24 protein-coding genes are annotated in these 24,573 nt (G+C 63.6%); 8 read left to right on the top strand and 16 right to left on the bottom strand.

Annotated elements, in window-relative coordinates; translation table 11 throughout:
• Nucleotides 1–6: 6 nt before the first annotated feature.
• The 7 genes from IPM06_07920 to IPM06_07890 all read right to left on the bottom strand — a co-directional run bounded on the left by IPM06_07920 (nucleotide 7) and on the right by IPM06_07890 (nucleotide 7,478).
• On the bottom strand, nucleotides 7–999 hold the full coding sequence (locus tag IPM06_07920) for a type II secretion system F family protein (GenBank protein MBK8770342.1): 993 nt from the start codon (nucleotides 997–999) through the stop codon (nucleotides 7–9).
• 27 nt (nucleotides 1,000–1,026) lie between these two features.
• Nucleotides 1,027–2,550 (bottom strand): CpaF family protein, encoded by a 1,524-nt coding sequence (locus IPM06_07915; GenBank protein MBK8770341.1) that lies wholly within the window; start codon nucleotides 2,548–2,550, stop codon nucleotides 1,027–1,029.
• Nucleotides 2,551–2,569: 19 nt separating this feature from the next.
• Nucleotides 2,570–3,832 carry a CtpF protein gene (locus tag IPM06_07910; GenBank protein ID MBK8770340.1) on the bottom strand — a complete coding sequence of 421 codons (1,263 nt, stop codon included), beginning with the start codon at nucleotides 3,830–3,832 and terminating at the stop codon, nucleotides 2,570–2,572.
• A gap of 49 nt (nucleotides 3,833–3,881) precedes the next feature.
• Entirely contained in the window at nucleotides 3,882–4,538 is a 657-nt protein-coding gene (locus tag IPM06_07905) for a CpaD family pilus assembly protein (GenBank protein ID MBK8770339.1), read from the bottom strand.
• Nucleotides 4,539–4,564: 26 nt separating this feature from the next.
• The gene (locus tag IPM06_07900) at nucleotides 4,565–6,010 is read right to left on the bottom strand and encodes a type II and III secretion system protein family protein (protein ID MBK8770338.1); all 1,446 of its coding nucleotides are present in this window, start codon (nucleotides 6,008–6,010) and stop codon (nucleotides 4,565–4,567) included.
• A 12-nt stretch (nucleotides 6,011–6,022) separates the two neighbouring features.
• Nucleotides 6,023–6,844, bottom strand: a complete 822-nt coding sequence (gene cpaB / locus IPM06_07895) for a Flp pilus assembly protein CpaB (protein ID MBK8770337.1) — start codon at nucleotides 6,842–6,844, stop codon at nucleotides 6,023–6,025.
• A gap of 121 nt (nucleotides 6,845–6,965) precedes the next feature.
• Nucleotides 6,966–7,478, bottom strand: coding sequence for a prepilin peptidase (locus IPM06_07890; protein MBK8770336.1), 513 nt, complete (start codon nucleotides 7,476–7,478; stop codon nucleotides 6,966–6,968).
• A gap of 273 nt (nucleotides 7,479–7,751) precedes the next feature.
• On the opposite strand from IPM06_07890, the gene IPM06_07885 reads away from it, so the two are divergent.
• The 5 genes from IPM06_07885 to IPM06_07865 all read left to right on the top strand — a co-directional run bounded on the left by IPM06_07885 (nucleotide 7,752) and on the right by IPM06_07865 (nucleotide 12,089).
• Complete coding sequence (locus tag IPM06_07885; GenBank protein MBK8770335.1) at nucleotides 7,752–8,243, top strand: pilus assembly protein N-terminal domain-containing protein; 492 nt, start codon at nucleotides 7,752–7,754, stop codon at nucleotides 8,241–8,243.
• Nucleotides 8,244–8,421: 178 nt separating this feature from the next.
• Nucleotides 8,422–8,979, top strand: coding sequence for a pilus assembly protein (locus tag IPM06_07880; protein MBK8770334.1), 558 nt, complete (start codon nucleotides 8,422–8,424; stop codon nucleotides 8,977–8,979).
• 14 nt (nucleotides 8,980–8,993) lie between these two features.
• Nucleotides 8,994–9,572: a pilus assembly protein gene (locus tag IPM06_07875; protein MBK8770333.1), complete on the top strand. Its 579-nt coding sequence runs from the start codon at nucleotides 8,994–8,996 to the stop codon at nucleotides 9,570–9,572.
• Between the two features lie 117 nt (nucleotides 9,573–9,689).
• On the top strand, nucleotides 9,690–10,532 hold the full coding sequence (locus tag IPM06_07870) for an EamA family transporter (GenBank protein MBK8770332.1): 843 nt from the start codon (nucleotides 9,690–9,692) through the stop codon (nucleotides 10,530–10,532).
• 126 nt (nucleotides 10,533–10,658) lie between these two features.
• Nucleotides 10,659–12,089, top strand: coding sequence for an aldehyde dehydrogenase family protein (locus IPM06_07865; GenBank protein MBK8770331.1), 1,431 nt, complete (start codon nucleotides 10,659–10,661; stop codon nucleotides 12,087–12,089).
• 14 nt (nucleotides 12,090–12,103) lie between these two features.
• Here IPM06_07865 and IPM06_07860 read toward each other — a convergent pair whose 3' ends face one another.
• Genes IPM06_07860 through IPM06_07845 form a run of 4 tightly spaced genes read right to left on the bottom strand, consistent with a single transcriptional unit; the run spans nucleotide 12,104 to nucleotide 15,190 of the window.
• Nucleotides 12,104–12,958: a DMT family transporter gene (locus IPM06_07860; GenBank protein MBK8770330.1), complete on the bottom strand. Its 855-nt coding sequence runs from the start codon at nucleotides 12,956–12,958 to the stop codon at nucleotides 12,104–12,106.
• Nucleotides 12,959–12,987: 29 nt separating this feature from the next.
• Nucleotides 12,988–13,635, bottom strand: a complete 648-nt coding sequence (locus IPM06_07855; GenBank protein ID MBK8770329.1) for a fumarylacetoacetate hydrolase family protein — start codon at nucleotides 13,633–13,635, stop codon at nucleotides 12,988–12,990.
• Nucleotides 13,632–14,231: a bifunctional nicotinamidase/pyrazinamidase gene (gene pncA, locus IPM06_07850; protein MBK8770328.1), complete on the bottom strand. Its 600-nt coding sequence runs from the start codon at nucleotides 14,229–14,231 to the stop codon at nucleotides 13,632–13,634. Before pncA ends, IPM06_07855 begins: the two co-directional genes overlap by 4 nt.
• An 8-nt stretch (nucleotides 14,232–14,239) precedes the next feature.
• Complete coding sequence (locus IPM06_07845) at nucleotides 14,240–15,190, bottom strand: glucokinase (protein ID MBK8770327.1); 951 nt, start codon at nucleotides 15,188–15,190, stop codon at nucleotides 14,240–14,242.
• On the opposite strand from IPM06_07845, the gene IPM06_07840 reads away from it, so the two are divergent.
• Both IPM06_07840 and IPM06_07835 read left to right on the top strand, forming a co-directional pair.
• On the top strand, nucleotides 15,189–16,877 hold the full coding sequence (locus IPM06_07840; protein ID MBK8770326.1) for a peptide chain release factor 3: 1,689 nt from the start codon (nucleotides 15,189–15,191) through the stop codon (nucleotides 16,875–16,877). The two genes, IPM06_07845 and IPM06_07840, sit on opposite strands and share 2 nt — an antisense overlap.
• Before the next feature lie 23 nt (nucleotides 16,878–16,900).
• On the top strand, nucleotides 16,901–17,635 hold the full coding sequence (locus IPM06_07835; GenBank protein ID MBK8770325.1) for a DUF599 family protein: 735 nt from the start codon (nucleotides 16,901–16,903) through the stop codon (nucleotides 17,633–17,635).
• Nucleotides 17,636–17,703: 68 nt separating this feature from the next.
• Here IPM06_07835 and mtnA read toward each other — a convergent pair whose 3' ends face one another.
• Genes mtnA through zwf form a run of 5 tightly spaced genes read right to left on the bottom strand, consistent with a single transcriptional unit; the run spans nucleotide 17,704 to nucleotide 23,431 of the window.
• Nucleotides 17,704–18,798, bottom strand: a complete 1,095-nt coding sequence (gene mtnA / locus IPM06_07830; protein ID MBK8770324.1) for an S-methyl-5-thioribose-1-phosphate isomerase — start codon at nucleotides 18,796–18,798, stop codon at nucleotides 17,704–17,706.
• On the bottom strand, nucleotides 18,795–19,460 hold the full coding sequence (gene eda, locus IPM06_07825) for a bifunctional 4-hydroxy-2-oxoglutarate aldolase/2-dehydro-3-deoxy-phosphogluconate aldolase (GenBank protein MBK8770323.1): 666 nt from the start codon (nucleotides 19,458–19,460) through the stop codon (nucleotides 18,795–18,797). The genes mtnA and eda overlap by 4 nt, the downstream gene beginning before the upstream one ends.
• Nucleotides 19,461–19,462: 2 nt before the next feature.
• A complete protein-coding gene (locus tag IPM06_07820) occupies nucleotides 19,463–21,283 on the bottom strand; it encodes a phosphogluconate dehydratase (GenBank protein ID MBK8770322.1) in 1,821 nt (606 codons plus the stop codon).
• A 13-nt stretch (nucleotides 21,284–21,296) separates the two neighbouring features.
• Nucleotides 21,297–22,022, bottom strand: coding sequence for a 6-phosphogluconolactonase (gene pgl / locus IPM06_07815; protein ID MBK8770321.1), 726 nt, complete (start codon nucleotides 22,020–22,022; stop codon nucleotides 21,297–21,299).
• Complete coding sequence (zwf, locus tag IPM06_07810) at nucleotides 21,950–23,431, bottom strand: glucose-6-phosphate dehydrogenase (protein ID MBK8770320.1); 1,482 nt, start codon at nucleotides 23,429–23,431, stop codon at nucleotides 21,950–21,952. Before zwf ends, pgl begins: the two co-directional genes overlap by 73 nt.
• Nucleotides 23,432–23,582: 151 nt before the next feature.
• Between zwf and IPM06_07805 the strand changes: the two genes are divergently transcribed.
• A complete protein-coding gene (locus IPM06_07805; protein MBK8770319.1) occupies nucleotides 23,583–24,506 on the top strand; it encodes a carbohydrate kinase in 924 nt (307 codons plus the stop codon).
• Nucleotides 24,507–24,573 lie beyond the last annotated feature (67 nt).

Genomic DNA, 24,573 nt, shown 5'->3' with positions numbered 1-24,573 from the left:
ATCAGTCTAGATTTCGAAGTTGATCATCTTGCGCATGACAAGAACGCCCATCATCATCCAGGTGCCGCTGCCGACCAGCAGCATGTTGCCGGTCGATGTATCGAACATCGGATTGAGATAGGTCGGGTTCAGCACGGTGAGGCCGCCCATGATGACGAATGGCAGGGCGCCGATGATGGCGGCGGACGACTTCGCTTCCTGCGAAACGGCGCGCACCTTGTTCTTCATCTTCTTGCGGTCGCGCAGCACGCGCGAGAGGTTGCCAAGCGCTTCCGAAAGGTTGCCGCCCGTCTTCGACTGGATGGTCATGACGATGGCGAGGAAGTTCACCTCCGCCAGCGGCATGCGCTCAACCATGCGCTCGATGCCCTGGTCGATGGAGATGCCGACGCGCTGGCCTTCCACGACTTCCATGAATTCGGGGCCCACGGGCGGGCCGGATTCGGAGGCGATGATCTTCATGGCTTCCGAGACGGGAAGGCCGGCCTTCAGGCCGCGCACCATCACGTCAATGGCATCGGCAAAGTCGTTGAGGAACACGTTCTGGCGGCGCTTGCGCAGATAGCCGAGGAACCAGCGCGGGAAACCGAGGAAGCCAACGAAGGCAGCACCGGCGCCGGCATAGATGGGAGCGCCGAGGATGGTGGGCACGAGGAAGAAGGCAACGCCTGTGACCAGCGACATGATCCAGAACACGCGCGTCGTGATGTCGAGGCCCGATTGCTGGATCAGCGTCGACAGCGACACCCGCTTCTTGACCTTGACGCGGTCCTCGTTCTGCTTGTTCAGGGATTCCTGGATCTGGCGGCGGCGTGAATCCTTGTTGTCTTCCTGGAAGCGCTGACGGAAGGAGGATTTCGTATCCTTCTTGCCGGTCGCGATGGCGTCCACGCGGCGCGATGCGTTATTCGCCGAAATCATCGGGAAGACGATGGCAATCAGCAGTCCACCCACCGCCACGGCGACGGTGAAGAGGAAGGCCAGATCTGTAATTTCCATGCCGAACATTGCGTTCAAGCCCTTTTGTTAGGCGCTGCCGGTCTCGCGTGCCTCGGCGCGTTCCAGCGCTTCGGCGAGACGGCGTTCTTCATTGTAATAGCGGGCGCGATCCCAGAAGTGGGGACGTGCGATGCCCGTGGAGCGGTGACGGCCGATGATCTTGCCGTTGGCATCCTCACCGACGATCTCGTAGACGAAGAGGTCCTGGGTGATGATGACATCGCCTTCCATGCCGACTACTTCAGTGACATGGGTGATCTTGCGCGAGCCGTCGCGCAGGCGCGAAGCCTGGACGATCACGTCGATCGAGCCGCAGATCATTTCCTTGATGGTCTTGGACGGCAGGGCGAAGCCGCCCATGGTGATCATGGATTCGAGTCGCGAGATGGCTTCGCGCGGGCTGTTGGCGTGGAGCGTGCCCATGGAACCGTCGTGACCGGTGTTCATCGCCTGCAGGAGGTCGAAGGCTTCCGGTCCGCGGACTTCGCCGACGATGATGCGTTCGGGACGCATACGCAGGCAGTTCTTGACGAGGTCGCGCATGGTGATGGCGCCTTCGCCTTCGAGGTTCGGCGGGCGCGTTTCGAGACGCACCGTATGGGGCTGCTGCAGCTGGAGTTCGGCTGCGTCCTCGCAGGTGATGATGCGCTCGTCGTGGTCGATGTAACCGGTGAGACAGTTGAGCAGCGTCGTCTTGCCCGAGCCCGTACCACCGGAGATCAGCACGTTGCAACGCACGCGACCGACGATTTCGAGAATGGTGCCGCCTTCCGGCGTGATCGACTTGAAGCGCACGAGGTCGGGCAGCTTCAGGCGGTCCTTCTTGAACTTACGAATGGTGAGGGCGCAGCCGTCGATGGCCAGCGGCGGGGCGATGACGTTGACGCGCGAGCCGTCGGGAAGACGGGCGTCGCAGATCGGCGAGGCTTCGTCAACGCGGCGGCCGACCTGGCTGACGATGCGCTGGCAGATGTTGAGGAGCTGGGCGTTGTCGCGGAAGCGCACGCCGGTCTTCTGCATCTTGCCGTCGACTTCGATGAACACCGTTGAGGCGCCATTCACCATGATGTCGGCGATGTCGTCGCGGGCGAGCAGCGGTTCGAGCGGGCCGTAGCCGAGAACGTCGTTGCAGATGTCCTCGAGCAGTTCTTCCTGCTCGGCAATCGACATCACCACATCCTTGAGGGCGATGATCTCGTTGACGATGTCGCGGATTTCGTCGCGCGCGGCGTCGCGGTCGAGCTGGGCGAGCTGCGTCAGGTCGATGGCGTCGATGAGCGCGTTGAAGATCGTGCTCTTGATGTCGTAGTAATTTTCCGAGCGCTTGCTGTGATCGGGGTTGCCCGGCTCGCGTGCCGGCGGGGTCACCGCGGGCGGCGATGCCGTGCGCGCCGAGGCGCTGTTGGCGCCGAAGCCCATGGGCGCCTGCACCTTCACGTCGGGCACGAAGTTTGCCTGCGCCGCGGCCGGCGCTGCACCCGGAGCGGCACCCGGCGGCGGCGGAAGTGCCGCGCCCTGGGGAATGGAATTTTCGGGTCTCTTGCCAAACATGCGTCAGGTCCTCTGCAGCTTACTTCTTCTTGAAGAGGGGCAGCTTGGAGAACAGGCTGCCGGACTTCTTCACGTCGGAGGAGGCTTTCTGGTTTCCGGCGAGGTTGCGGGCGAATTCACCCAGCACTTCCGCCGCTTTCGACTTGGGTGCGACTTCGAAGACCATCTGCCCATTGCCCTGGGCCATGCCGAAGGTCTGCGGGTCGTGGGGAATGACGGCGGTCGGAGTGATGCCCACGGCCTTGGCGAAATCATTCACCGGAATCTCGGGGCGCTTGGGCACGCCCACCTGGTTGAGAATGAGGCGCGGCGGCTTGTCGTTGGGGCGCGAGGCCTTGAGCATGTCCACCAGGTTCTTGGTGTTGCGCAAGGACGGCAGTTCGGGCGTCGCCGTGATGATAATCTCATCGGAGTTGAGCAGCGTGTACTTGATCCACGGAGCCCACATGTTGGGCACGTCGACGATGACGATGGGCGCCGAGAAGCGCACCACGTTGAGGATGGTTTCGACGGCATGGGCTTCGATCGAGATGTCGCGGTCGATGCTGCTCGGGCCATTGAGGAGGCTGAGCTTGCTGCCGAGCTTGGTCATCAGGCGGTCAATGAGGGTCGAGTCGACGCGGTCCGGCGCGCCCAGCGCATCCATGATTCCGCCCGAGCCGTCCTGGTTGAAGTTCAACGCGGCGGTGCCGAAGGCAAGGTCGAGGTCAGTGATGATCGTATCGATGCTCTGGCGCTGGGAGATGGCCCAGCCGACATTGTGGGCGATGGTGGAGGAACCCACGCCGCCCTTGGCGCCGACAAAAGACACGATGCGGCCCAGCGGAGCCGCCTTCGGATCGTTGAAGAGGCCGGCCACGGTCTCGATGAAGCTGAATGAGGTGATGGGCGCCACCACATATTCGCTGATGCCGGCCTTCACCAGTTCGCGGTAGAGGATGACGTCGTTGACATGGCCGATCACAACGACCTTCGTCGTTGCCTGGCACACTTCGGCGAGACGGCTGAGTTCGGCCATCACCTGATCGCGGTTGCCGTGGGTTTCGACCACCAGCACATGGGGCGTCGGCTGGGTCTGGTAGACCTGCACGGCAGCCGCAATGCCGCCCAGCTGAATGGTCACATGGGCCCGCGCCATGCGGCGGTCACCGCTGGCGACCTGGATGGCCTGCCCCGTCTCCTGCGTTTCACAGAAGATGTGAATGTCGACGCGCGGGACAAGGGCCACAAGCTCCTCGTGGGAGCCGGCCATCTGGGGAGAAATCTGCGTTGCGGTGTTCATGGTGTTGCCTTGAATTTGCGCCGTTGTCAGGACTTGGCCGAATGCATGATCAGAAACCGAAGATCGAGGCGAGCGGCGAGGTGGAAGAGCCGTTGCTGATCTTCTTGATGGCGTTGGTGCCGCTGGCGGCCTGGCCCGGTGTCACCGCCTGCGGTGCCACGGCATCCTCCGGGTTGGACAGCATGGCGGCAATGTTGGACTGCACAGCGCAGCCGTGGTTCGGCATGTCGATGTTCTGGCTGGACTGGGTCGAATCCATGCTCCAGTCGCCACACGGCTTGGTGTGGGCGAAGGACTTCACATAGGCGAGGCGGACCGGCGCGGAGGATGGTGCCGGATAGGTTCCCATCCGGATCATGCTGCGGGGCACACCCTGGCGGATCATCAGGCCAGCGATCTCTTCGGCAACGTTGGCCGAGGCACCACCGCCCGCGGGGCGCTTGATGCTGACCGGCGTCAGGCTGCCACCCATGGACTGGCGGGCGAAACGGGCCACCGCGTTCACCTGCGAAGGCTGCAGGCTGCCGTGGGCGGACGACACCTCCATGGTGATCGGCCCCCTGGCGTATTCGATGGGGAAGCGTTCCTCGGGGCTCAGCGGCACATAGGCATCGTCGAGCGCCAGCTCATCGTGGGCGCAGCCGCCCAGTCCGAGGCTTGCGACAACGAAGAAGAAGGAGAGGGATTTCCGAGACAAGACTGACATACGCATTTTCCTAAACCTTTCCCGGCTCACTCGACGATGAAGCCAACGTTGCCGTGATATGTGCCGTCGGGCGCTTTTCCGCCGCCGCCGTAGACCTTGTTGAGGCGGCCCAGGAGGATGGTCTGGCGGTCGGTGGGCGTGTTGTAGCCCTCGTCCGGCGTGGTGAGCTGCTTCTCGCCCGTGGGACGCACCAGATAGGGCGTCACGAGGACAACCAGTTCCGTTTCATTTGCTTCGAAGTCACGGCTGCGGAACAGGGCGCCCAGAACCGGAAGGTTCTTGAGGCCGGGCGTGCCCTTGACCGTCTGGCTGGTCTTGTTCCGGATCAGGCCCGCAATCATCATGGACCCGCCGCTCGGCATTTCGAGGACTGTTTCGGCCGTGCGCTTGTTCAGCGTCGGGATGGCGGCATCGGTGACGGAGGGAGCGAACTCGCTCACTTCCGTCTTGATCTTGAGGTTGATGCGGCCCTGGTCAAGCACCGTCGGGGTGAAGTTGAGGCTCACACCATATTCCTTGTACTCGTACTTGAGGCACTCCAGCGTGGCGCGCACCAGATCGACGCAGTAGGGGAATTCGCCGCCGGCCAGGAACTTGGCATCGGCACCGGTGATGGCGGTGAGGTTCGGTTCCGCGAGAGTGCGCAGCAGGCCATCGGATTCCATGGCACGGACGGCGCTGTCAAAGGTGCCATTGCTGCCGCTGTAGGCGGCCGCGTAGCCGCCAGCCGGACTCAGCAACTGGTTGGCGAAAGGGTTCATGTTTGAGAGGTTGAAGGCAAAGTTTCCGGCCTTGATGAGGGCCTGGAAATCAACGCCGAGCTGCTTCAGCACGTCACGGCGGATTTCAACGACCTTCACCTTCAGCATGACCTGGTCTTCACCCGCCACCTTGATGGTGTTGATGAGCGAAGAACCACTCTGGAAGAAGGAGGACGACTGCACGAACTGCGTGGCGAGATCGACGGCTGTCTTGGCTTCGAGCTGGCTCTGCGCCATGCCGCCGAGGACGACGTTGTTGTTCACGGTATCAACGGTGATCCGCGTGCCGGGCAGCGAGCGCTGCAGGAGCTTGCGGATGGCGATCGGGTCGAGCGCCACCTCAAGGTCAAGATTGAGGATCTGCTGGCCGTTGGCGTCAAAGAAGAAGACGTTGGTCTGGCCGGGCTTGCGGGCAAACAGATAGGCGGTGTTCTTGGAGCGGACCACCGCGTCGACGATCTCGGGATTGCCGACGATCACGTCGCGGGCATCACCCGGCAGCTTTACCACGACCGACTTGTTGAGGCCGATGCGCACGAAGCGGCCATCGTTCTCGGCTGCCGAGATGTCGAGGTCCGTGGCTTGCGCCCTGGGCGCGGTGAGCGCCTGGAACGAGAAGGCAAGCGTTGCCGCCGTCACCAGGCCCGCCAGCAGGAACCCTGCCTTGGCCACCGGACGCGCGAGATACGAGTTGTTGAAGTTCATGAACATGACGCGTGTGCCTCAGCGATTGGTGGCGTAGGTTTCGATGCCTGCGCGAATGAAGAGCGTGTCGGTCGTCTTGGTGGCGCCGTTGCTGCGATACTTCTCGGCAAGGATCGGGCCTTCCTCAAGTGACTTCGCATCGTTTTCGGCGATGGAGCGGAGCGCCAGCGAAAGCTCGCCTTCCGATTCCACCTTGGCGAGGATTTCAGCCTGTTCAGGGCGGAGCTCGACGGTGGCGGTTTCCACTTCCTTCATGGAAACCTCGTCGCCCTCCTGGACCTTCTTGAACACCTGATCCATGGCCAGGATACGGACGTTGGAGATCACCGTTTCGCTCTTCACGAGCTGGCCGGCGCCTGGAATTTTCTTCGTCAGGATCACATCCACCCGGTCATTGGGGAGGATGAAGCCGCCGGCGGTGGAGCGCACCGAGACCGCCACCGAGATGGCGCGCATGCCTTTGGGCAGGATGGCGCTGATGAAACCGCCATCGCCAGGCTTCACGACCTTCTTGTCGTTGATGACTTCGCCTTCGAACATCGGCACATAGGCGCGCGCCTCGGCGTATTTCTCTTCGGCGTCCGGCATTTCCTCCTTGGTGATCATGGGCTCGAGGACGTTCTCCTTCGGCCACGAGCGCCAGATGACACTGCCCGGAGCGAGCTTTTCACCCGTCTGGATATCGCGTGCGGCGACGAGGACGTCTTCCGTCTCGACCTTGGTGATGATCTTGGTTTCCGGCGGCGGCGCCTTCTTGCCAATCACACCCTTGGCCAGCATGGCGGCCACGACAGCAGCGCCAATCGAACCAGCCAACACCATAACGCGCATCTTACTCATCTGCAGATCCTCACGGGTTGCACCGCTTCAAATCGCGGGGCCACACACACTCTCGGGTTCCATCTTTCGGACGGAATGGCAAAATATTGGTTAATGTTATCCATGTTTGCGGAAATCCGGATCACGCGGCCCCTGTCATCCACCAGCTCTGCGGGAAAGCGACGATGGCGCCGATGGCGAATGCAAAGCCGTAGGGAAGTTTCGGGCGAATCTTCCGGGCCACCCGGACAAGGCGCGTATTTTCGCCCGGCCCATGGATTTCAAAGACGGTCATGATGAGCGACCACACCGCCACCGCGATGGCGAGGCCGCCCCCGGCCAGCACCGTGGCGACAAGGAAGGGCATGGTTTGCGCCGTGCCGAACCAGAGTCCGGCGGCCGCCATGAGCTTGGCATCACCGCCGCCGAAGAGGCCGAAGGAGAAGAGCGCGAAGCCCGCGACAAAAAGGATGAGGCCGGCGGCGAGATGCCAGCCGAATTCCACCAGCGGCATGCCGGTGAGCCAGGCCATGGGAAAGAAGAGCACGGCAGTCAGCAGCGTCAGCCAGTTCGGGATGCGGAACGACATCAGGTCGCTGATCGCGGCGACAATCATGAGGATGGGCAGGAGTGCAATGGAAAGAATGTGAATCATGGAACCCGTCCGTTGTGCGGGCGACGGCGCGCCGCGCAGTGAATGAGGCATCCTTCTCACGAGAGCTGTAAAGGCGCGGTTAACCCTTCCGCCGAAGACATGGAAAACCATGGGCGGCAACGCCTGTTTACCGTGGCGGTCCGCTCATCGTGCGTCTCCTGACCCAAAGTGACGCCGCGGTAACCGAAGATTCACCATTGCCGTGCAAGGTTTTTCCGCAAAGGCAGGTGCGCGCCCCGCGTGCCATGCCGTCACGCCAAGAGGTTTGTCCGCATGCGTCTCCGCTTCTCCCTGATGATTTCCGCAGCCGTCGCGGTGGCAGCGCTCGCCCTGCCCGCAACGCAAGCCGGCGCCGCGCAGGTGCTGACGATTGAGACCGATCAGTCGCAGATGGTGATCCTGCCCGCCCTTCCCGGCTCCGTGGTGATCGGCAATCCGACGATCGCGGACGCAACGGTCGAAGGCACCAAGCTCTTCATCCATGGCCGTGGCTTCGGGACCACCAACCTCATGATTCTCGACTTGTCGGGCAACGAGATGGCGTCTTTCGATGTCTCCATCTCTCACACCACGCCCAACACTGTCGCGCTGTTCCGCGGTCCGGAGCGCCAGTCCCTCAATTGCGCACCGTTCTGTGAAAGCGAATTGCAGGTCGGCGACGACCTCGTTTATTCCGCCAAGATCATCGAGCAGACCAAGAAGAAGATCGAACTGGCCACGGGCACCGACAGCGCCAAGTCGGATGCGCCGCCGGCGCCGCAGTGAGGTTTTTCACGCATCGCATCACACAGCGGGCGGGCCTTCCGGGCTCGCCCGTTTTCATGTGGGACAATCCGATCATTCAAATTTTAGACAATCCGTTCAAATACCGGAAAGCTCCTCATGATAAGTCGGAGCTTGGTGGCGGGTCCGGAAGCGCCACCCGTCAGTGGGGAGTAAAATCATGCGTCTGAAATTCGCGCCCAAGCGGTTCCTCCGCAATGCGCGCGGCGTGACCGCCATCGAATTTGCCATGGTGGCGCCCGTGTTCTTCTTCGCCATGGGAGCCGTGGTCGAGACCGGCCTGATGCTGTTCACCGAATATGTCCTGCAATCGAGTGTCCAAGAAGCGGCGCGCAAGATCCGCACCGGCCAGGCCCAGACCGCCGGCATGAGTGCCGCTGCCTTCAAGACGGAGATCTGCAAGCTGGCCAATACGGTCATGGACTGCAACAATTCGGTCAAGGTTTACGTCAAGTCCGCGGCCACCTTCGCCGCCCTCAAGACCGCAACGCCCTCCTACCTCAACGTGGGCACGTCCTATAGCGGCGCCCCGTCCTCTTCGTCCTATGACTGCGGCGGGCCGTCCAAGCCCGTGGCGGTGATCGCCACCTACGACTGGAACATCGTGCTGCCCTTCATGAGCGCCTTCGGCAACGTGGACAACGACCGCAAGCGCCGCATCGCCGGCTTCGCCATGTTCCAGAACGAACCCTTCCCCGCCGGCACGAACTGCACCTGAGCGAGACTGTCATCATGACCCCGACGTTCAAGACCTTCCTGCGCGCCGATAACGGTGTCGCCGCCATCGAGACGGCGATCATCCTGCCGTTCCTGATCCTGCTGTTCTTCGGCATGATCGACCTCACGGCGTTGATCTCGTTCAACCGCAAGATCACCTATTCCGCCAGCGTCGTCGCCGACCTTGTGGCGCAGAACCGCACCTCGATCCTCAAGAGCCAGATCGACGACTACTACAAGGCAGCCGAAATGGTGATCGCGCCGACGCCTGTCGCCGATTTCCACATCAACGTCTATGGCTACCGCAAGGTCGGCGCGACGGTCACGCAGATGTGGAAGACCAAGATGACGGCCGGCCCCACCTGCGACACGACGCCGGACACCACAGCCATGCCCGCCTTGATGACAGCCAACAACGACGTCATCGTCGCCATCGCCTGCATGGACTATGTGCCTTATGTGGCCTCATTCCTCGGCGACAAGATTCTCGGCGCCACCACCTTCAACGTGGAACAGGCCATCATGGTGCGTCCCCGCTCCACCTCGGCACTGACCTGCTACCAGTCCGCCGTGGGCGGCGCTGTCTGCAGCTGATCCACCGAAACAACCAGTTTCCGCCAATCTCAGGGCCCGGCGCTTGTGCCGGGCCTTTTTTGTTGCGCCCTCCCCCGGTGCCGCTTATCGCTGGGTTTTCAGCCACGGCCAGTCATCTTGAGCACCACCGTCTTCCTTCTCGTCCTGTTTGCGGCCTTCCTGCACGCGGCCTGGAACGTTCAGGTCAAGCTCAACCTTGACCGCTTCCTGGGACTGTTCCTGATCCAGACGGGCATGGGCTTCTTCGGCCTCGCCATGCTGGCGGTGACGGGCATGCCGAACAGCACGGGCCTCATCTACGGCATCGTTTCGGGCTTCCTCCATACGGGCTACAACCTCTTCCTGGCGCGCAGCTACAGAACGGGCGACCTCAGCCTCGTCTATCCGCTGGCGCGAGGTGGTGCGCCTTTCCTGACGCTGCTCGGCACATCGATTCTCATGCACGACGTGCCGACACCGCTGGCCACGGCGGGGATCGTGGTGCTGCTCATCGGCCTGCTGCTCGCGGGTCTTTCCGGGCTCCGGCGCGCCAACGTGGACCGCCAGACGCTGTTCTTCGCAGGTGGCACGGCCGTCTTCATCGCCGTCTATACCGTGGTCGATGGCCTGGGGGGCCGCGTTTCGGGCGATCCCATCGCCTATGCCGGCTTTGTCTTCGTGCTGGATGGGCTGTTCCTGTTCGTGACCGGCCTGATGATGCGCGGACCCGTCATCCTCACCCATGTGCTGCCGCACTGGAAGAAGGGCCTGTTCGGGGCCGCGGCCTCGTCTCTCGCCTATGCCATCGTCATCTGGGCCATGGCGCAGGCGCCGATCGCCACGGTGGCGGCGCTCCGCGAAACCAGCATCATCTTCGCGCTTGTCATGTCGGCGCGGCTGCTCAAGGAAACCCTCACCATTCAGCGCGTGGCGGGCGCCCTGCTCATCGCCGCGGGCGCAATCCTGCTCCGCATCGGCTGATGCTTGCGCCAGCGCTGCCCCTTCTTTAGAGCGGGCGCAACCAAGACCGAACCAAATCTGACCGACGTCTGATTTCATTCCCGCACGGTCAGGCATTGGTGGATTTTGCAAACAAGGAAGACAGACATGCTGCACAAGAACTTCATTGCCGGTGAATGGGTCGAGGGCAAATCGGCCAAGGACAACATCAACCCGTCGGACGTGAGCGATGTGGTGGGCACCTATGCCCAGGCCGACAAGGCGCAGGCGCTCGCTGCCATTGCCGCCGCCAAGGCGGCACTTCCCGGTTGGGCCGGAACCACGCCGCAGCAGCGCGCCGACATCCTGGAAGCCATCGGCGTCGAACTCCTTGCCCGCAAGGAGGAGATCGGCAAGCTGCTCGCCCGCGAGGAAGGCAAGCCGCTGATGAACGGCATCATGGAAACGGCGCGCGCCGCGCAGATCTTCAAGTTCTTCGCCCAGGAAGCTCTCCGCGTCGATGGCGTGGCGGTGCCCTCGGTGCGGCCCGGCGTCGATATCACCATCACGCGCGAACCTGTGGGCGTCGTCGGCCTCATCTGCCCGTGGAACTTCCCTATCGCCATTCCCGCCTGGAAGATCGCGCCGGCGCTGGCCTATGGCAACACCGTGGTCTTCAAGCCCGCCGATCTCGTGCCGGGCTGCGCCTGGGCGCTCACCGAAATCGCCTCGCGCGCGGGCCTGCCCAAGGGCGTGCTCAACCTCGTCATGGGCCGCGGTTCCGAAGTGGGCCAGGCCATGCTGGACTCGCGTGACGTGAACGCCATTTCCTTCACCGGGTCGGTGCAGACGGGGGCGCGCGTGGCGCAGTCTTGCGCGGCGCGCGGCGCCAAGTTCCAGCTGGAGATGGGCGGCAAGAATCCGCTCGTCGTTCTCAACGATGCCAACCTCGATGCCGCCGTCGCCGGCGCCGTTGATGGCGCCTTCTTCCAGACGGGCCAGCGCTGCACGGCCTCTTCGCGCCTCATTGTCGAGAGCAAGATCCACGATGCCTTCGTCGAGAAGGTCGTCACCGCCATCAAGGCGCTGAAGGTCGATCATGCGCTCAAGGACGGCACGCAGATCGGCCCGGTGGTCGATGAATCGCAGTTGAAGCAGGACGAGATGTATATCGACATCGGCCGCAAGGAAGCCGAACTCGCCTGGGGCGGCGAGCGCCTGAACCGCGACACCAAGGGTCACTTCCTCTCGCCCGCGCTCATCATCAACACCCGCAACGACATGCGCATCAACCGCGAGGAAGTGTTCGGCCCCGTGGCTTCGGTGATCAAGGTCGAGAGCTACGACGAGGCGCTGGCCGTGGCCAACGACACGGACTTCGGCCTCTCGTCGGGCATCTATACAAATTCGCTCAAGGCGGCGACGGACTTCCGCAAGAAGTCACAGGCCGGCATGGTGATGGTGAACCTGCCGACGGCGGGCGTCGACTATCACGTGCCGTTCGGCGGCCGCAAAGGCTCAAGTTTCGGCCCGCGCGAACAGGGCCGCTACGCCGCGGAATTCTACACCTCGGTGAAGACGGCCTACATCGCAGGCTAAGCCGGCGGCAACAATCAATCCTCGGGCGTGGCGTCCTGCGCGGTCGTCACGCCCTTCTTGCGTTCGCGGGCAAAGACGTAAGCGCCGCTGCCGACGACGATGACGGCGCCGAGCAGCGTCCAGCGGTCGGGGAACTGGCCGAAGACGAAGGCACCGGAGATGGTCATCCAGACGATCTGCGTATAGATGAAGGGTGCAATTGCCGAGGCAGGTGCGAGGCGATGCGCCTTGATCAGCATGGAGTGGCCTGCCGTTCCTGCAAGTCCCATGAGCACCAGCGGCAGCCATTGCCATCCCTCCGGCGTCTGCCAGGCATGCACGAGCGGAAGTGACGCGCCCAACGATCCGACGAGCCCCACATAGAAGAGCGACGTCTGCGTTCCGTCGCTGCCACCCACCTTGCGGGTGGCGATGTTGTAGAGCGCCCCGAACAAGGCGCTCATCAGCGAAATCATCATGGCCCAATGGAAATCCATGGAGCCGGGCCGCATGATCACCATCACGCCCACGAAACCCACCAGCACCGCCATCCAGCGGCGCAGGCCCACATGTTCGCCCAGCAGCGGCACGGAAATGGCGCAGACCCAGAGCGGCAAGGTGAAGTTGATCGCCGCCGTCTGCGCCAGTTGCAGGTGAGACATGGCGGTGAAGTTGCACGCCGTCGAGCCCAGCAACAGCAGTCCACGCAGGATCTGGAGATAAGGGTGGCGGGTGACGAGGAGAGAAAACCCGCCGGCGCGCCAGATGATGACGGAGGCCAGCAGCAGCCCGATCACATAGCGGAAGAAAACGCCGACGAGGACGGGAAGGCTCTGGGCGGCGTATTTCGCGGATGTGTCCAGCACGGTGAAGGTGGCCATGGCGCCCATCACCAGCAGGATTGCCTTCAGCCGGTCACTCACGTGACGACGACGCTGATGTCGCCCACGCCTTCGATGCCGCCGCTGAGCCTGTCGCCCTTCTGCACCGCGCCCACGCCTGCAGGGGTTCCGGTGAAGATGATGTCGCCGGGCTTCAGGATGAAGTACTCGCCGAGCGAGTCGATGATTTCCTGCACGTTCCAGATCATGTCGCGAAGATTGCCCGTCTGCCGCCGCGTGCCGTTGACGTCGAGCCAGATGGCGCCGGACGAGAGCATATCGGTGCGCGGCGTGATGGCGCTGACGGGGGCGGAGAAGTCGAAGGCCTTGGCCGTGTCCCAGGCCCGTCCCAGCTTCTTTGCCTCGGCCTGCAGGTCACGGCGGGTGAAGTCGATGCCGACGGCATAGCCGCAGATTTTCGTGTCCGGACCTAGCGCCACCACCAGTTCGATCTCGTGATGCACATCGCGGCTCATGGGCGGATAGGGAAAGCGTCCATCAAGCACGATGGCGTCGTTGGGCTTGGAGAAGAAGAAGGGCGGATCGCGCCCTGCCACGCCGCCCATCTCGACCACGTGCTCATTGTAGTTGCGGCCCACGCAATAAATGCGATGCAGCGGAAAGCGCTGTGCCGTGCCAGTGACAGGCAGTGTCACGGAGGCCTGTGCGGGGAAAAGCAGGTTCATGCCAGCACGATGTCCCGTTCGGCGAAGCTCGCTTTCGTGACCGCGGCGCTGCCGTTGAGGTCGATGGCGCGCGTGGCCTTTTCGATCACGGTGACGCCGAAGCCCTGGGCGCGGGCATCCTCGGCGGAGTAACGCACGCAATAGTCGAAGGCGAGGCCCACCAGGGTGAGGCGCGTGAGGCCACGTTCGCGCAGGTATCCGCCAAGGCCGGTTGGCGTCACATGATCGTTCTCGAAGAAGGCCGAGTAGGAATCGATCGGCTTGCGGAAGCCCTTGCGGATGATGAGTTCGGCGCGCGTCACGTTCAGACCCTTGTGAAAGGCCGCCCCTTCGCTGCCGATGATGCAATGGTCCGGCCAGAGCGTCTGCGGGCCATAGGGCATGGTGATGGCGGAGAAGGGCGCGGCCCCTTGATGCTGCGAGGCAAAGGAGGAATGCCCCTCCGGGTGCCAGTCCTGCGTGAGGATGACGTGATTGAAATCCCCCATCAGCGCGTTGATGAGCGGCACGGTTTCGTCGCCGCCTGCCACAGCAAGTCTGCCGCCGGGGCAGAAGTCGTTCTGCACATCGATGACGATGAGGGCGCGGTTGTCGATCATGAGAGTCACTCCCCCATGGCAGCGAGTGCTGCGGCACAGCCCTTGAACGCCGGGAAGCGGTCGGTGATCACGAACCACGGGATTGGCTTCATCACTTCGGCGATGCGGCCCTTGTCCTCGAAGACGGCGCGATATTTCGGCTGCTGCAGCTTTGCAGCAATCGAGGGGGCAATGCCGCCCGCGAGATAGACACCGCCCCTGGCTTGCAGCGCCATGCCCACATCGCCCGAGGCGCGGGCGAGGAAGGTCATGAAATGATCCAGTGTCTTTTCCGCTGCCGCATCAGCGCCCGCCAGCGCGGCCTGCAACACGGCTTCGGGCGTCACATGCACGGGGTTCTCCGCCACGGCCTTGTATAGGGAGAGCAGGCCAGGCCCCGTGAGCACGTCTTCTGCTTCGGCGAAAAGGTCTTTGCCCGCGATCTTGTCCTTCAGCGCCAGCTCCTCCGCCGTGACGACGGGCAGCGTGGTGTGGCCGAGTTCGCCGGGGATGGGCATCCAGCCGCCCTGCGGCAGGGGTGCGAGAACAGCCATGCCAAGCCCCGTTCCGGGGCCCAGCACCACCTTCACATGAGGTTCGGGCGGGAGGCGCCCGCCGATCTGCACCAGGTCCGCCGCGCCGATGTGCGGCAATGACCAGGCCAGCGCCTCGAAGTCGTTGAGCAGGCGGAAGCGGCGGGCGCGGGCGGCCTTGCGCAGGCTTTCGGCGCTGAAAGTCCAGTCCCTGTTGGTGAGGGTGATGACCTCGCGGTCAACCGGGGCCGCGACATCGACAGCGGCAGCAGCCAGTTCGGTGATGCCGCGTTTTGCCACGTAGTGCGAAATGGCGTCTTCAAGGCTCGGGAAAGTGTCGTTCTTCAGGACCTCGACGTCCTGCACATCCATGGCGCCCAGGCTGACCAGCCCGAAGCGCGAATTGGTGCCGCCGATATCGCCCAGAAGTGCCAGTTTTGTCATGGAAAAGCCTCTGCGTCCCCCATGCCACAGCAGGCGCGCCGGGGCAACTCTCTGGACGCCCGCAAGGCATTCCGCTACAGCCCGGCAAAGCCAAACCGGACCCCGTTTCGTGACACTGACCATTCCCCAAGAGGTCGCCCGCCGGCGCACCTTCGCCATCATTTCGCACCCGGACGCGGGCAAGACGACGCTGACCGAAAAGCTGCTGCTGTTCGGCGGCGCCATCCAGCTTGCCGGCCATGTGCGCGCCAAGGGCGACCGCCGCCGCACCCGCTCCGACTGGATGGCCATCGAGCGGCAGCGCGGCATCTCGGTCGTCACCTCGGTGATGACCTTCGAATACGGCGGCTGCGTCTTCAACCTGCTCGATACGCCCGGCCACGAGGACTTCTCGGAAGACACCTACCGTACGCTGACCGCAGTGGACGCCGCCGTCATGGTGATCGACGGCGCCAAGGGCATCGAGGACCGCACCCGCAAGCTTTTCGAAATCTGCCGCCTGCGCGACATTCCCATCATCACCTTCATCAACAAGCTCGACCGCGAAACACGCGAGCCCCTCGACCTGATCGACGAGATCGAAAAGGGTCTGGCGCTGACGGCGGTTCCCATGGTGTGGCCCATCGGGCTTGGCAAGGCCTTTGCCGGGACCTACGACCTCACGGAGCCCCGCATCCGCAAGCTCGATTCCGCCCCGGAAGGCGAGGAAGTATCAGGCCCCTCTGATTCACGTGTGACGGCGCTGCTGGCGCCCGGTGCGGATGCCCATTTCCGCGATGAGATCGAACTCGTGCATTCGGTCACGCAGGGCTTTGACAGGCAGGCCTTCCGCGAAGGCCATCTCAGCCCTGTCTATTTCGGTTCGGCCATCAAGAACTTCGGCGTGCGTGATCTCCTGGAGGCGCTGATCAAGTATGCGCCACCGCCCCGCGACCAGCATTCGCGCCAGCGCGACGTGAAGGCGGTGGAGCCCAAGCTCACGGGCGTGGTGTTCAAGATCCAGGCCAACATGGACCCCAATCACCGCGACCGCATCGCCTTCATGCGCGTCTGCTCCGGCAAGCTCACGCGCGGCATGCGCACGACCATCGTGCGCACCGGAAAGTCCCTCGCCCTCAATGCCCCGCAATTCTTCTTCGCGCAGGACCGTTCTCTGGCGGAGGAGGCCTATGCGGGCGACGTGGTGGGCATTCCCAACCATGGCGTTCTGCGCATTGGCGATACGCTGACGGAAGGCGAGGACATCGTCTTCACGGGCGTGCCCAGCTTCGCGCCGGAAATCCTGCGCCGCGTCAAGCTCAGCGATCCCATGAAGGCGAAGAAGCTGCGTTCCGCGCTTGAAGAACTGGCGGAGGAAGGCGTGGTGCAATTGTTCACGCCGATGGATGGCTCGGGCGCCATCGTGGGCGTTGTCGGCGCGCTGCAGCTGGACGTGCTGAAGGACCGTCTCAACCAGGAATACGGCGTGCCCGTGGATTTCGAAACGACGCGCTTTGATGTGCTGCGCTGGATTTCGAGTGGCGACAAGAAGACGCTCGACAGCTTCGTGGAAGGCAACCGCTCGTCCATCGCACAGGACCTCGACGGCGCCCCCGTGCTTCTGGCATCATCGGCGTTCAACCTGAACTACACGCTGGAGCGCGCACCCGGGATCAGCGCCCAGAAGATCAAGGAAATCCACGGTTGATCTGACGGCGAGGACAGCAGACGATGCCCTACGACTTCGACCTTCCGCACCTCATGGCCGTCGGCCTCATCTTCCTGATGTGGGCGGCCTATGGCCCCATCCTTTCGCTCCTCGGGCGGGGCACGCTGAATGCGCAGTTGCATGTGGTGCGGCTGCGCTGGATGCGCATGCTGCTCAATTCGCCGCGCGAGAACCGGGTGATCGACGCGATCATGCTGGGGCAGCTTTCCAACAGCATGTCGTTCTTCGGCTCGGCCACGCTCATCCTGCTGGCGGGTCTCGTGGGCACGCTGGCCAGCATCAACCACGTGCATGCCTCCCTCACCACCATGAGCTTCTTTCCGCCCATGTCGCTCGGCGTGTTCTCGATGAATTTTGCGTCCCTTACTGTCATCATGGCGGCGGCGTTCTTTTCCTTCACCTATGCGTTGCGCAAGCTCGCCTACGCGCTGGCGATGATTGGCGGGCTGAACAACGCGGACGCACGCACGCCCCACTGCACGGTGATGATCGCGCAGACGGCAGTGGTGCTGACCGAGTCGGTGAAGAGCCTCAACAACGGCATCCGCGGCTATTACTTCGCTGTGTCTGCATTGTTCCTTTTCGTCGGACCCTACGTGGCGATGGCCGTCACCATCGCCGTCAGCGTGCTCCTGCTTTACCGTCAAGGCTTCTCCACCGAGTCACTCGCCATCGAACGCTATGTGGCGGCGATGAACGATCTGGAGGTGGAAGCCGAGCGCGAGGGCCGGTTGTGAGCGTGGCGTGAGCGCCCGGGTTCGCTCCTCATCGCGTCAATCAATTCCGTCCATGATGGCGGACATCCCTATCGCCGCTCCGGAAAGAGCCCCGTCAGGCCTTCGCGCGTGGCGGCACAGACGCCGCGTTCGGTAATGAGGCCGGTCACGAGGCGGGCGGGTGTCACGTCGAAGCCGTAGTTGATGGCGGCACTTCCGGTGGGCGTGAGCTGTACTGTTTCCAGCCGGCCATTGCCCGCAAGACCGGTGATGTGCGTGACCTCGCGCGGCGAGCGCGTCTCGATGGGGATGTCACGCAGGCCGTCGCTCATGCTCCAGTCCACGGTGGAGGATGGCAGCGCCACATAGAACGGCACGCCGTTGTCGTGGGCGGCCAGGGCCTTGAGGTAGGTGCCGATCTTGTTGGCCACGTCGCCGTTGGCCGTGGTGCGGTCCGTGCCCACGATGCAGAGATCGATCATGCCATGCTGCATGAGGTGGCCACCGGCGTTATCGACGATCACCGTGTGGGGAATGTTTTCGCTGTTGAGTTCATAGGCGGTGAGGCTGGCGCCCTGGTTGCGGGGCCGCGTTTCATCCACATAGACATGGACGGGAATTCCGGCTTCCACGGCCTTGTAGATGGGTGCCGTGGCCGTGCCCCAGTCCACCGTTGCGAGCCAGCCCGCATTGCAGTGGGTGAGAATGTTGACGGGGCGCGAGCGTCCCTGGCTCTCCCACACCGCGCGGATGAGATTGAGGCCGTGTTCGCCGAGGCGCGCGCATGTTTCCACGTCTTCATCAGCGATGTGGGCGGCTTCGGCGAAGGCTGCGCTGGCACGCTCACGCGGCGGCAAGGGGCTGAGGACAGCCTGAACAGCATCCAGCGCCCATTTCAGATTGACGGCGGTGGGCCGCGTGCGGACCAGCGTGTCGTGAGCCTGCGCCAGGCTGACGTCACCGGCATCAGCGCGCATCGCAAGGGCAAGGCCATAGGCCCCTGTTGCGCCGATCAGCGGCGCACCGCGCACCAGCATGTCCGAAATCGCGTTGGCCGCGTCTTCGAGTGTCCGCAAGGTCACCGTTTCAAAGAGGTGCGGCAGCTTCGTCTGGTCGATGATTTCGACAGCAGTGCCGTCCGCCGAAGGCCAGATGGTGCGGTATGATTGGCCGTTGATCTTCATGCGACGTGATCCGACGTGGTTGTGCTGGCGAGGGCGGCTGCATTGCGCGCCAGCTTTTCAATGCCTGCCCAATCGCCTCCCGCCATCATCGCCTTGGGCGCCATCCACGAGCCGCCGAGGGTGATGACATTCGGCAACTTGAGATAGGACGGAGCGAGTGCTGCGTTGATGCCGCCGGTGGGACAGAACTTCACCTGCGGCAGAGGCTGGGCCAGCGATGCGAGATAGGCCGTGCCGCCTGCGGGCTCAGCGGGGAAAAACTTCTGGAAGTGGTAGCCGCGCTCCAGCAGCGCCATCACTTCCGTCGCGGTGACGCCACCCGGCAGGAGCGGCATCTCGATCCTGTCCGCCGCATCGAGCAGTAGCGGCGATGACCCCGGCGAGACGGCGAAGGCACAGCCCGCCTCCGCCACCATTTCCAACTGCACCGGTGACAGCACTGTTCCCGCCCCCACGATGGCGCCCTCAACCCCGGCAATGATGGCGCGGATGGCGTCGAGTGCACCAGCGGTGCGCAGCGTGATTTCCAGAACGGGCAGTCCGCCCTTCACCAGTGCGCGGGCCAGCGGCACGGCCTGGGCAACGTCCTCGATCACCATCACGGGCACCACGGGGGCAGCGCGGAGGATTTTTTCCGTCCGGTGTTGTTTCTGCTTGTTCATCGTCACGCCACCTCGAAGATTGATGCGCCCTGGTCGGCCCGCCCTGCGATGCGGCGGAAGGCGGCGAAGAGTTCGCGGCCAACGCCTGTTTCGTTGGGGACAAGGTTTGCCGTTGCCAGGGGCCGCGCGGCAAATTCCGCTTCATCGACCAGAACCTGCAAGGTGCCGTTCACCGCGTCGATGCGGATCAGGTCGCCGTCCTGGATGCGCGCGATCGGTCCACCATCGGCGGCCTCGGGTGTCACGTGAATGGCGGCGGGCACCTTGCCGCTGGCACCCGACATGCGCCCGTCGGTGACGAGGCCGACCACCAGTCCGCGGTTCTGCAAGACGCTGAGTGACGGTGTGAGGGAATGAAGTTCGGGCATGCCGTTGGCCTTGGGTCCCTGGAAGCGGACGACCGCGATCACGTCGCTGTTCAGCAGGCCGTTCTTGAAGGCCGTCTTCAATTCGTCCTGCGAATGGAACACCTTGGCGCGCGCCTCCACGATGTGACGTTCAACGGGAATGGCGGAGGACTTGATCACCGCCTTGCCGATGTTGCCTTTCAACACATTGAGGCCGCCCGTGGGCTGGAAGGGATCGGCAGCGCCCCGCAGCACCCCGGTGTTGTTCGATGCCTCGGGCGTGCGGGTCCAGTTCAGGTTGCCGTCTTCCAGCACGGGTGCGGTGAGGTAGCCATCAAGGCCCGTGCCCATCACCGTCGTCACGTCCTTGTGGAGCAGGCCTGCGCCCAGCAATTCGCGGATCAGCACGCCCATGCCGCCTGCCGCGTGGAAGTGGTTCACGTCGTCATAACCGTTGGGATAGACGCGAGCGAGCAGCGGCACGGTTTGCGAGAGTTCAGCGAGATCATCCCAGGTCAGCACAATCCCCGCCGCCGCCGCCATGGCGATCAGGTGCATGGTGTGGTTGGTGGAACCACCCGTGGCAAGCAGGCCCACGACGCCGTTCACCACGGACTTCTCGTCATAGATCTTGCCGATGGGGGTGTACTGGTTGCCCAGTGCGGTGATGGACAGTGCCTGCCTGGCGGCGGCCTTGGTGATTTCGTCGCGCAGGTCGGATCCCGGGTTGACGAAGGTCGTGCCCGGCAGGTGCAGGCCCATGATCTCCATCAGCATCTGGTTGGAATTGGCCGTGCCGTAAAAGGTGCAGGTGCCGGGCGCATGGTAGGAGCGCGCTTCCGCCTCCAGCAATTCCTCGCGGCTCACCTTGCCTTCGGCATAGGCCTGGCGGACCTTGCCTTTGTCATCGTTGTTCATGCCGCTGGGCATAGGGCCGGCGGGGATGAACAGCGCTGGCAAGTGCCCGAAGGACAGGGCGCCGATCACAAGGCCTGGCACGATCTTGTCGCAGACACCGAGATACACGGCCGTATCGAACATCTGGTGCGACAGGGCCACGGCGGTGGAGAGCGCGATCACGTCGCGCGAAAAGAGCGAGAGTTCCATGCCCGCCTCGCCTTGCGTCACGCCATCGCACATGGCGGGCACGCCTCCGGCCACCTGCGCTGTGCCACCTGCGGTCCGGGCGGCTTCCCGAATGATGTTGGGATAGTGCTCGAAGGGCTGATGCGCCGAGAGCATGTCGTTGTAGGCGGTGACAATCGCGAGGTTGGGGCCTTCGCCATGGCGCAAGGCGTGCTTGTCCTGCACGCCGCAGGCGGCAAAGCCGTGGGCGATGTTGGCGCAACCCAGCGTCTTGCGGGCGGGCGTGCTCGCCTGCGCCCTGGCGATGCGGTCGAGATAGCGGCCCCGCGAGGCCCGGGAGCGGGCGATCAGTTTTTCGGTGACGGCGGAGATGGTGGAGGTGACGGTCATGGCGGATCCTCGTTCAGGGGCACCAATAGAGATCAAGTGGCGTTGCCGCAGCGAGCACGGCACGGATGGGCATCGCTTGCGCATCGCTTCCCCTCACGGCCTCGTCCAGCACCTTCATTTTTCCGGTACCTTCGATATGGAGGCAGAGGGTGGACGCCGCCAGCAACTTCGGAAGCGTGAAGGTGAGCCGGGGCTCTCCTGCCGCGGGCGCGTTCAACGGAACGATGTTTTTCTCCGTTTGCGGATCAATGGCCACAGCCAGCGCATCGCCGCCGGGGAAGAAGGAGGCGGTGTGGCCGTCATTGCCCATGCCAAGCACCACCACATCAAGAGAGAGCCCTGATGCTTCCGCTTCATTTTCGAAAAGCGGCACGAAGCGGGCCTTCGCGGCCTTGCCCGCCATCAGCATCTTGCGCACAAGTGCTGCGTTGGAGCGCGGACTTGCTTCCGGCACCTGGCGCTCATCCACCAGCGTCACCGTAACCTTGCTCCAGTCGATCTCCTGCAGCGACAGAGCGGTGAAGAACAGGGCCGGCGTCGTGCCACCCGAGACCGCGAGGGTGGCAGAACCTGCGGCTGCAATCCTTGCCGCGAGGGCCTGCGCCACGTCGCGGGCGAGCGCTGCGGCAAGGTCCGCGCGGGTGGCGAAGGTGTTGTGCTTGCGGATCACGCCATGCCCTCGTCGTGCCAGGTGCGGCCATCGCGCTCGATCAGGGCGATGGCCGAGGCCGGACCCCATGTACCTGCCGTGTAGGGCTTCGGCACATCATGGGAGGCCTTCCAGTAGTCGAGGATGGGGTCGATCCAGGCCCATGCGGCATCCACTTCATCGCGGCGCATGAAGAGCGTCTGGTTGCCGCGAACCACGTCGGTGAGCAGGCGTTCGTAGGCATCCGGGTTGCGGACGTTGAAGACTTCCTTGAAGGTCATGTCCACCGGCACCTGCTGCAGGCGCATGCCGCCCGGTCCCGGGTCCTTGATCATCAGGTCGAGCTGCACGCCTTCATTGGGTTGCAGTCGGATCACCAGCCGGTTGGGCATGGGCGGTCCGGCGGAGGCCTCGAAGACATTGTGCGGAATGTTGCGGAACTGCACCACGATCTCCGACACGCGCGATGGCAAGCGCTTTCCGGTGCGGAGGTAGAAGGGCGTGCCGTTCCAGCGCCAGCTGCGAAGCTCCGCCTTCAACGCCACGAAGGTCTCCGTCTCCGAGGACGGATTGCCCAGCTCTTCCAGATAACCCGGCACCGGACCGGAGGCCGCAGCGCCCGCGCGGTACTGTCCGCGCACGATATGGTTCTCCAGCCGCTCCGCCGTCATGGGCTTCAGCGACTTCAGCACCTTGAGCTTCTCGTCGCGCACCGCATCGGCGCTGAGGCAGGAGGGTGGTTCCATGGCAGTGAGGCAAAGAAGCTGCAACAGATGGTTCTGCACCATGTCGCGCACGGCGCCCGCCGTATCATAATATCCGGCACGGCCTTCGACCCCCAGAGTCTCGGCAACGGTGATCTGCACGTGGTCAATGTACTTGTGGTTCCACAGGGGCTCGAAAAGGAGATTGGCAAAGCGCAGCGCCATCAGGTTCTGCACCGTCTCCTTTCCGAGGTAATGATCGATGCGGTAGATGGCGGGTTCGGGGAAGACCTTGCCGATGACGTTGTTGAGCGCGTCAGCCGAAGCGCCGGACTTGCCCAGCGGTTTTTCCACCACCACGCGCGACTTCGCCGTCACCAGGCCATGGTGACCCAGGCGTTCGCAGATGGCGCCGAAGAGATCGGGGCCCACGGCGAGATAGAAAACGCGGATCACGTCCTTGCGGTCGGCGAGTTCCTGCTCCAGCGCCAGCCAGCCGTCGTCCTTCGTGGCTTCCGCCGCATAATAGCGGAGGCGCGCGAGGAAGCGCTGCACCACGGTTTCGGGCGTGTTGCCCGCCTTGGCATGAGGCGCAATGGCCTCCGCCGCGAAGGCCTTGAATTCATCGTGGGTCATGGGCTTGCGGGAGGTGCCGATGATGCAGGCACCGTCGGGCAGCTGGCCCTGCTCATCACGATGGAAGAGTGCGGGCAGCAGCTTGCGCTGGGACAGGTCTCCGGTGGCTCCGAAGATCACGAGATCAAAATCGTCGACGGGGATGATGCGGGTTGTCATTCTCACCTGCTGGGTTGACCGCCCTCTCCGGGCCGGTTGAGGTGCGTACCTCAGAATTGCGACGCTTCCTAGACGACTTCAAAAGCACTGGCAATAAATCAATCGCCATGATTTATTGCCGAAAACGCATGCCTGAAGGGGGAAGCATTCCATGATCCTGTGCTGCGGGGAAGCCCTGATCGATTTTCTGCCGCGCGAAGGCAAGGACGGCGCGCTGGTTTACCAACCCGTGAACGGCGGCTCGGTCTACAACACCGCCATCGCGCTCGGGCGGCTTGATGTGCCGGTGGCGCTGTTTGCCGGCATGTCCAGCGACTTCTTCGGCGACAGCCTGCGCGAGGGGCTGAGCGCCAGCCATGTCAGCCTCAAATACCTGCGGACCAAGCCGCAGCATACCACGCTTGCCTTCGTGAAGCTGGATGGCGGCCATGCCCGCTACTCTTTCATTGACGATGCCTCTGCCGGGCGGAACCTGGTGAAGGCCGACCTGCCGAAGCTGCCCAAGGCCGTGGCGGCGCTCCACTTCGGATCGATTTCGCTCATCCCGGAACCGGAGGGCGGAACCTATGAGGCTCTGTTGAAGCGCGAGGCCCGAAACCGCGTCATCTCCATTGATCCCAACATCCGGGCGTCGCTCATCAAGGATCGCAAGGCGCATCTGGCGCGGCTGGCACGGATGATGGCGCTCGCCGACATCGTCAAGATTTCAGACGAGGACGTGGCGTGGATGACCGGCAAGAACGATCTCGCCACTGCTGCGCGCAAATGGCTGAAGTCAGGCGCCAAGGTCGTTGCCATCACGCGGGGCGGCGCCGGCGTTGAAGTCTTTGCGAGTGGCCGGCAGGTCTCGCTTGCCGCGCCAAAGGTGACGGTCGCGGATACGGTCGGAGCCGGTGACACGTTCACCGCGGGTTTCCTCTGCCAACTCCAGCGCAACGGTCTCCTAAGCAAGGCGGCGGTCGCGGCGCTGGATGAAGCGCAACTCGCTGCGGCTGCCGCCTTCGCCATGAAATGCGCCGCCGTCACGGTCTCGCGCCCCGGAGCCGATCCACCCTGGTCGCAAGAGGTGGCATGAGGGGCGGCGCGAACCGCAGGATGTGAGGGCGATGCCTCGTCTGGCTTCCCCGGCCCAATCCCGCTAA

The sequence above is a fragment of the Hyphomicrobiales bacterium genome, assembly GCA_016710435.1.
In the GTDB taxonomy this organism is placed as follows: domain Bacteria; phylum Pseudomonadota; class Alphaproteobacteria; order Rhizobiales; family Aestuariivirgaceae; genus Aestuariivirga.
Note: the sequence above shows the minus strand (reverse complement) of the source record. Positions and strands in the feature narration are given on the sequence as shown.

What these genes read in the sequence shown, in the direction of transcription:
- IPM06_07920 (MBK8770342.1), bottom strand. Translation starts at nt 999, where the DNA reads ATGGAAATTACAGATCTGGCCTTCCTCTTCACCGTCGCCGTGGCGGTG.
- IPM06_07915 (MBK8770341.1), bottom strand. Translation starts at nt 2,550, where the DNA reads ATGTTTGGCAAGAGACCCGAAAATTCCATTCCCCAGGGCGCGGCACTT.
- IPM06_07910 (MBK8770340.1), bottom strand. Translation starts at nt 3,832, where the DNA reads ATGAACACCGCAACGCAGATTTCTCCCCAGATGGCCGGCTCCCACGAG.
- IPM06_07905 (MBK8770339.1), bottom strand. Translation starts at nt 4,538, where the DNA reads ATGTCAGTCTTGTCTCGGAAATCCCTCTCCTTCTTCTTCGTTGTCGCA.
- IPM06_07900 (MBK8770338.1), bottom strand. Translation starts at nt 6,010, where the DNA reads ATGTTCATGAACTTCAACAACTCGTATCTCGCGCGTCCGGTGGCCAAG.
- cpaB (MBK8770337.1), bottom strand. Translation starts at nt 6,844, where the DNA reads ATGAGTAAGATGCGCGTTATGGTGTTGGCTGGTTCGATTGGCGCTGCT.
- IPM06_07890 (MBK8770336.1), bottom strand. Translation starts at nt 7,478, where the DNA reads ATGATTCACATTCTTTCCATTGCACTCCTGCCCATCCTCATGATTGTC.
- IPM06_07885 (MBK8770335.1), top strand. Translation starts at nt 7,752, where the DNA reads ATGCGTCTCCGCTTCTCCCTGATGATTTCCGCAGCCGTCGCGGTGGCA.
- IPM06_07880 (MBK8770334.1), top strand. Translation starts at nt 8,422, where the DNA reads ATGCGTCTGAAATTCGCGCCCAAGCGGTTCCTCCGCAATGCGCGCGGC.
- IPM06_07875 (MBK8770333.1), top strand. Translation starts at nt 8,994, where the DNA reads ATGACCCCGACGTTCAAGACCTTCCTGCGCGCCGATAACGGTGTCGCC.
- IPM06_07865 (MBK8770331.1), top strand. Translation starts at nt 10,659, where the DNA reads ATGCTGCACAAGAACTTCATTGCCGGTGAATGGGTCGAGGGCAAATCG.
- IPM06_07860 (MBK8770330.1), bottom strand. Translation starts at nt 12,958, where the DNA reads ATGGGCGCCATGGCCACCTTCACCGTGCTGGACACATCCGCGAAATAC.
- IPM06_07855 (MBK8770329.1), bottom strand. Translation starts at nt 13,635, where the DNA reads ATGAACCTGCTTTTCCCCGCACAGGCCTCCGTGACACTGCCTGTCACT.
- IPM06_07840 (MBK8770326.1), top strand. Translation starts at nt 15,189, where the DNA reads ATGGAAAAGCCTCTGCGTCCCCCATGCCACAGCAGGCGCGCCGGGGCA.
- IPM06_07845 (MBK8770327.1), bottom strand. Translation starts at nt 15,190, where the DNA reads ATGACAAAACTGGCACTTCTGGGCGATATCGGCGGCACCAATTCGCGC.
- IPM06_07835 (MBK8770325.1), top strand. Translation starts at nt 16,901, where the DNA reads ATGCCCTACGACTTCGACCTTCCGCACCTCATGGCCGTCGGCCTCATC.
- mtnA (MBK8770324.1), bottom strand. Translation starts at nt 18,798, where the DNA reads ATGAAGATCAACGGCCAATCATACCGCACCATCTGGCCTTCGGCGGAC.
- eda (MBK8770323.1), bottom strand. Translation starts at nt 19,460, where the DNA reads ATGAACAAGCAGAAACAACACCGGACGGAAAAAATCCTCCGCGCTGCC.
- IPM06_07820 (MBK8770322.1), bottom strand. Translation starts at nt 21,283, where the DNA reads ATGACCGTCACCTCCACCATCTCCGCCGTCACCGAAAAACTGATCGCC.
- pgl (MBK8770321.1), bottom strand. Translation starts at nt 22,022, where the DNA reads ATGGGGTCCGGCCTCGGCCATCGCCCTGATCGAGCGCGATGGCCGCAC.
- zwf (MBK8770320.1), bottom strand. Translation starts at nt 23,431, where the DNA reads ATGACAACCCGCATCATCCCCGTCGACGATTTTGATCTCGTGATCTTC.
- IPM06_07805 (MBK8770319.1), top strand. Translation starts at nt 23,583, where the DNA reads ATGATCCTGTGCTGCGGGGAAGCCCTGATCGATTTTCTGCCGCGCGAA.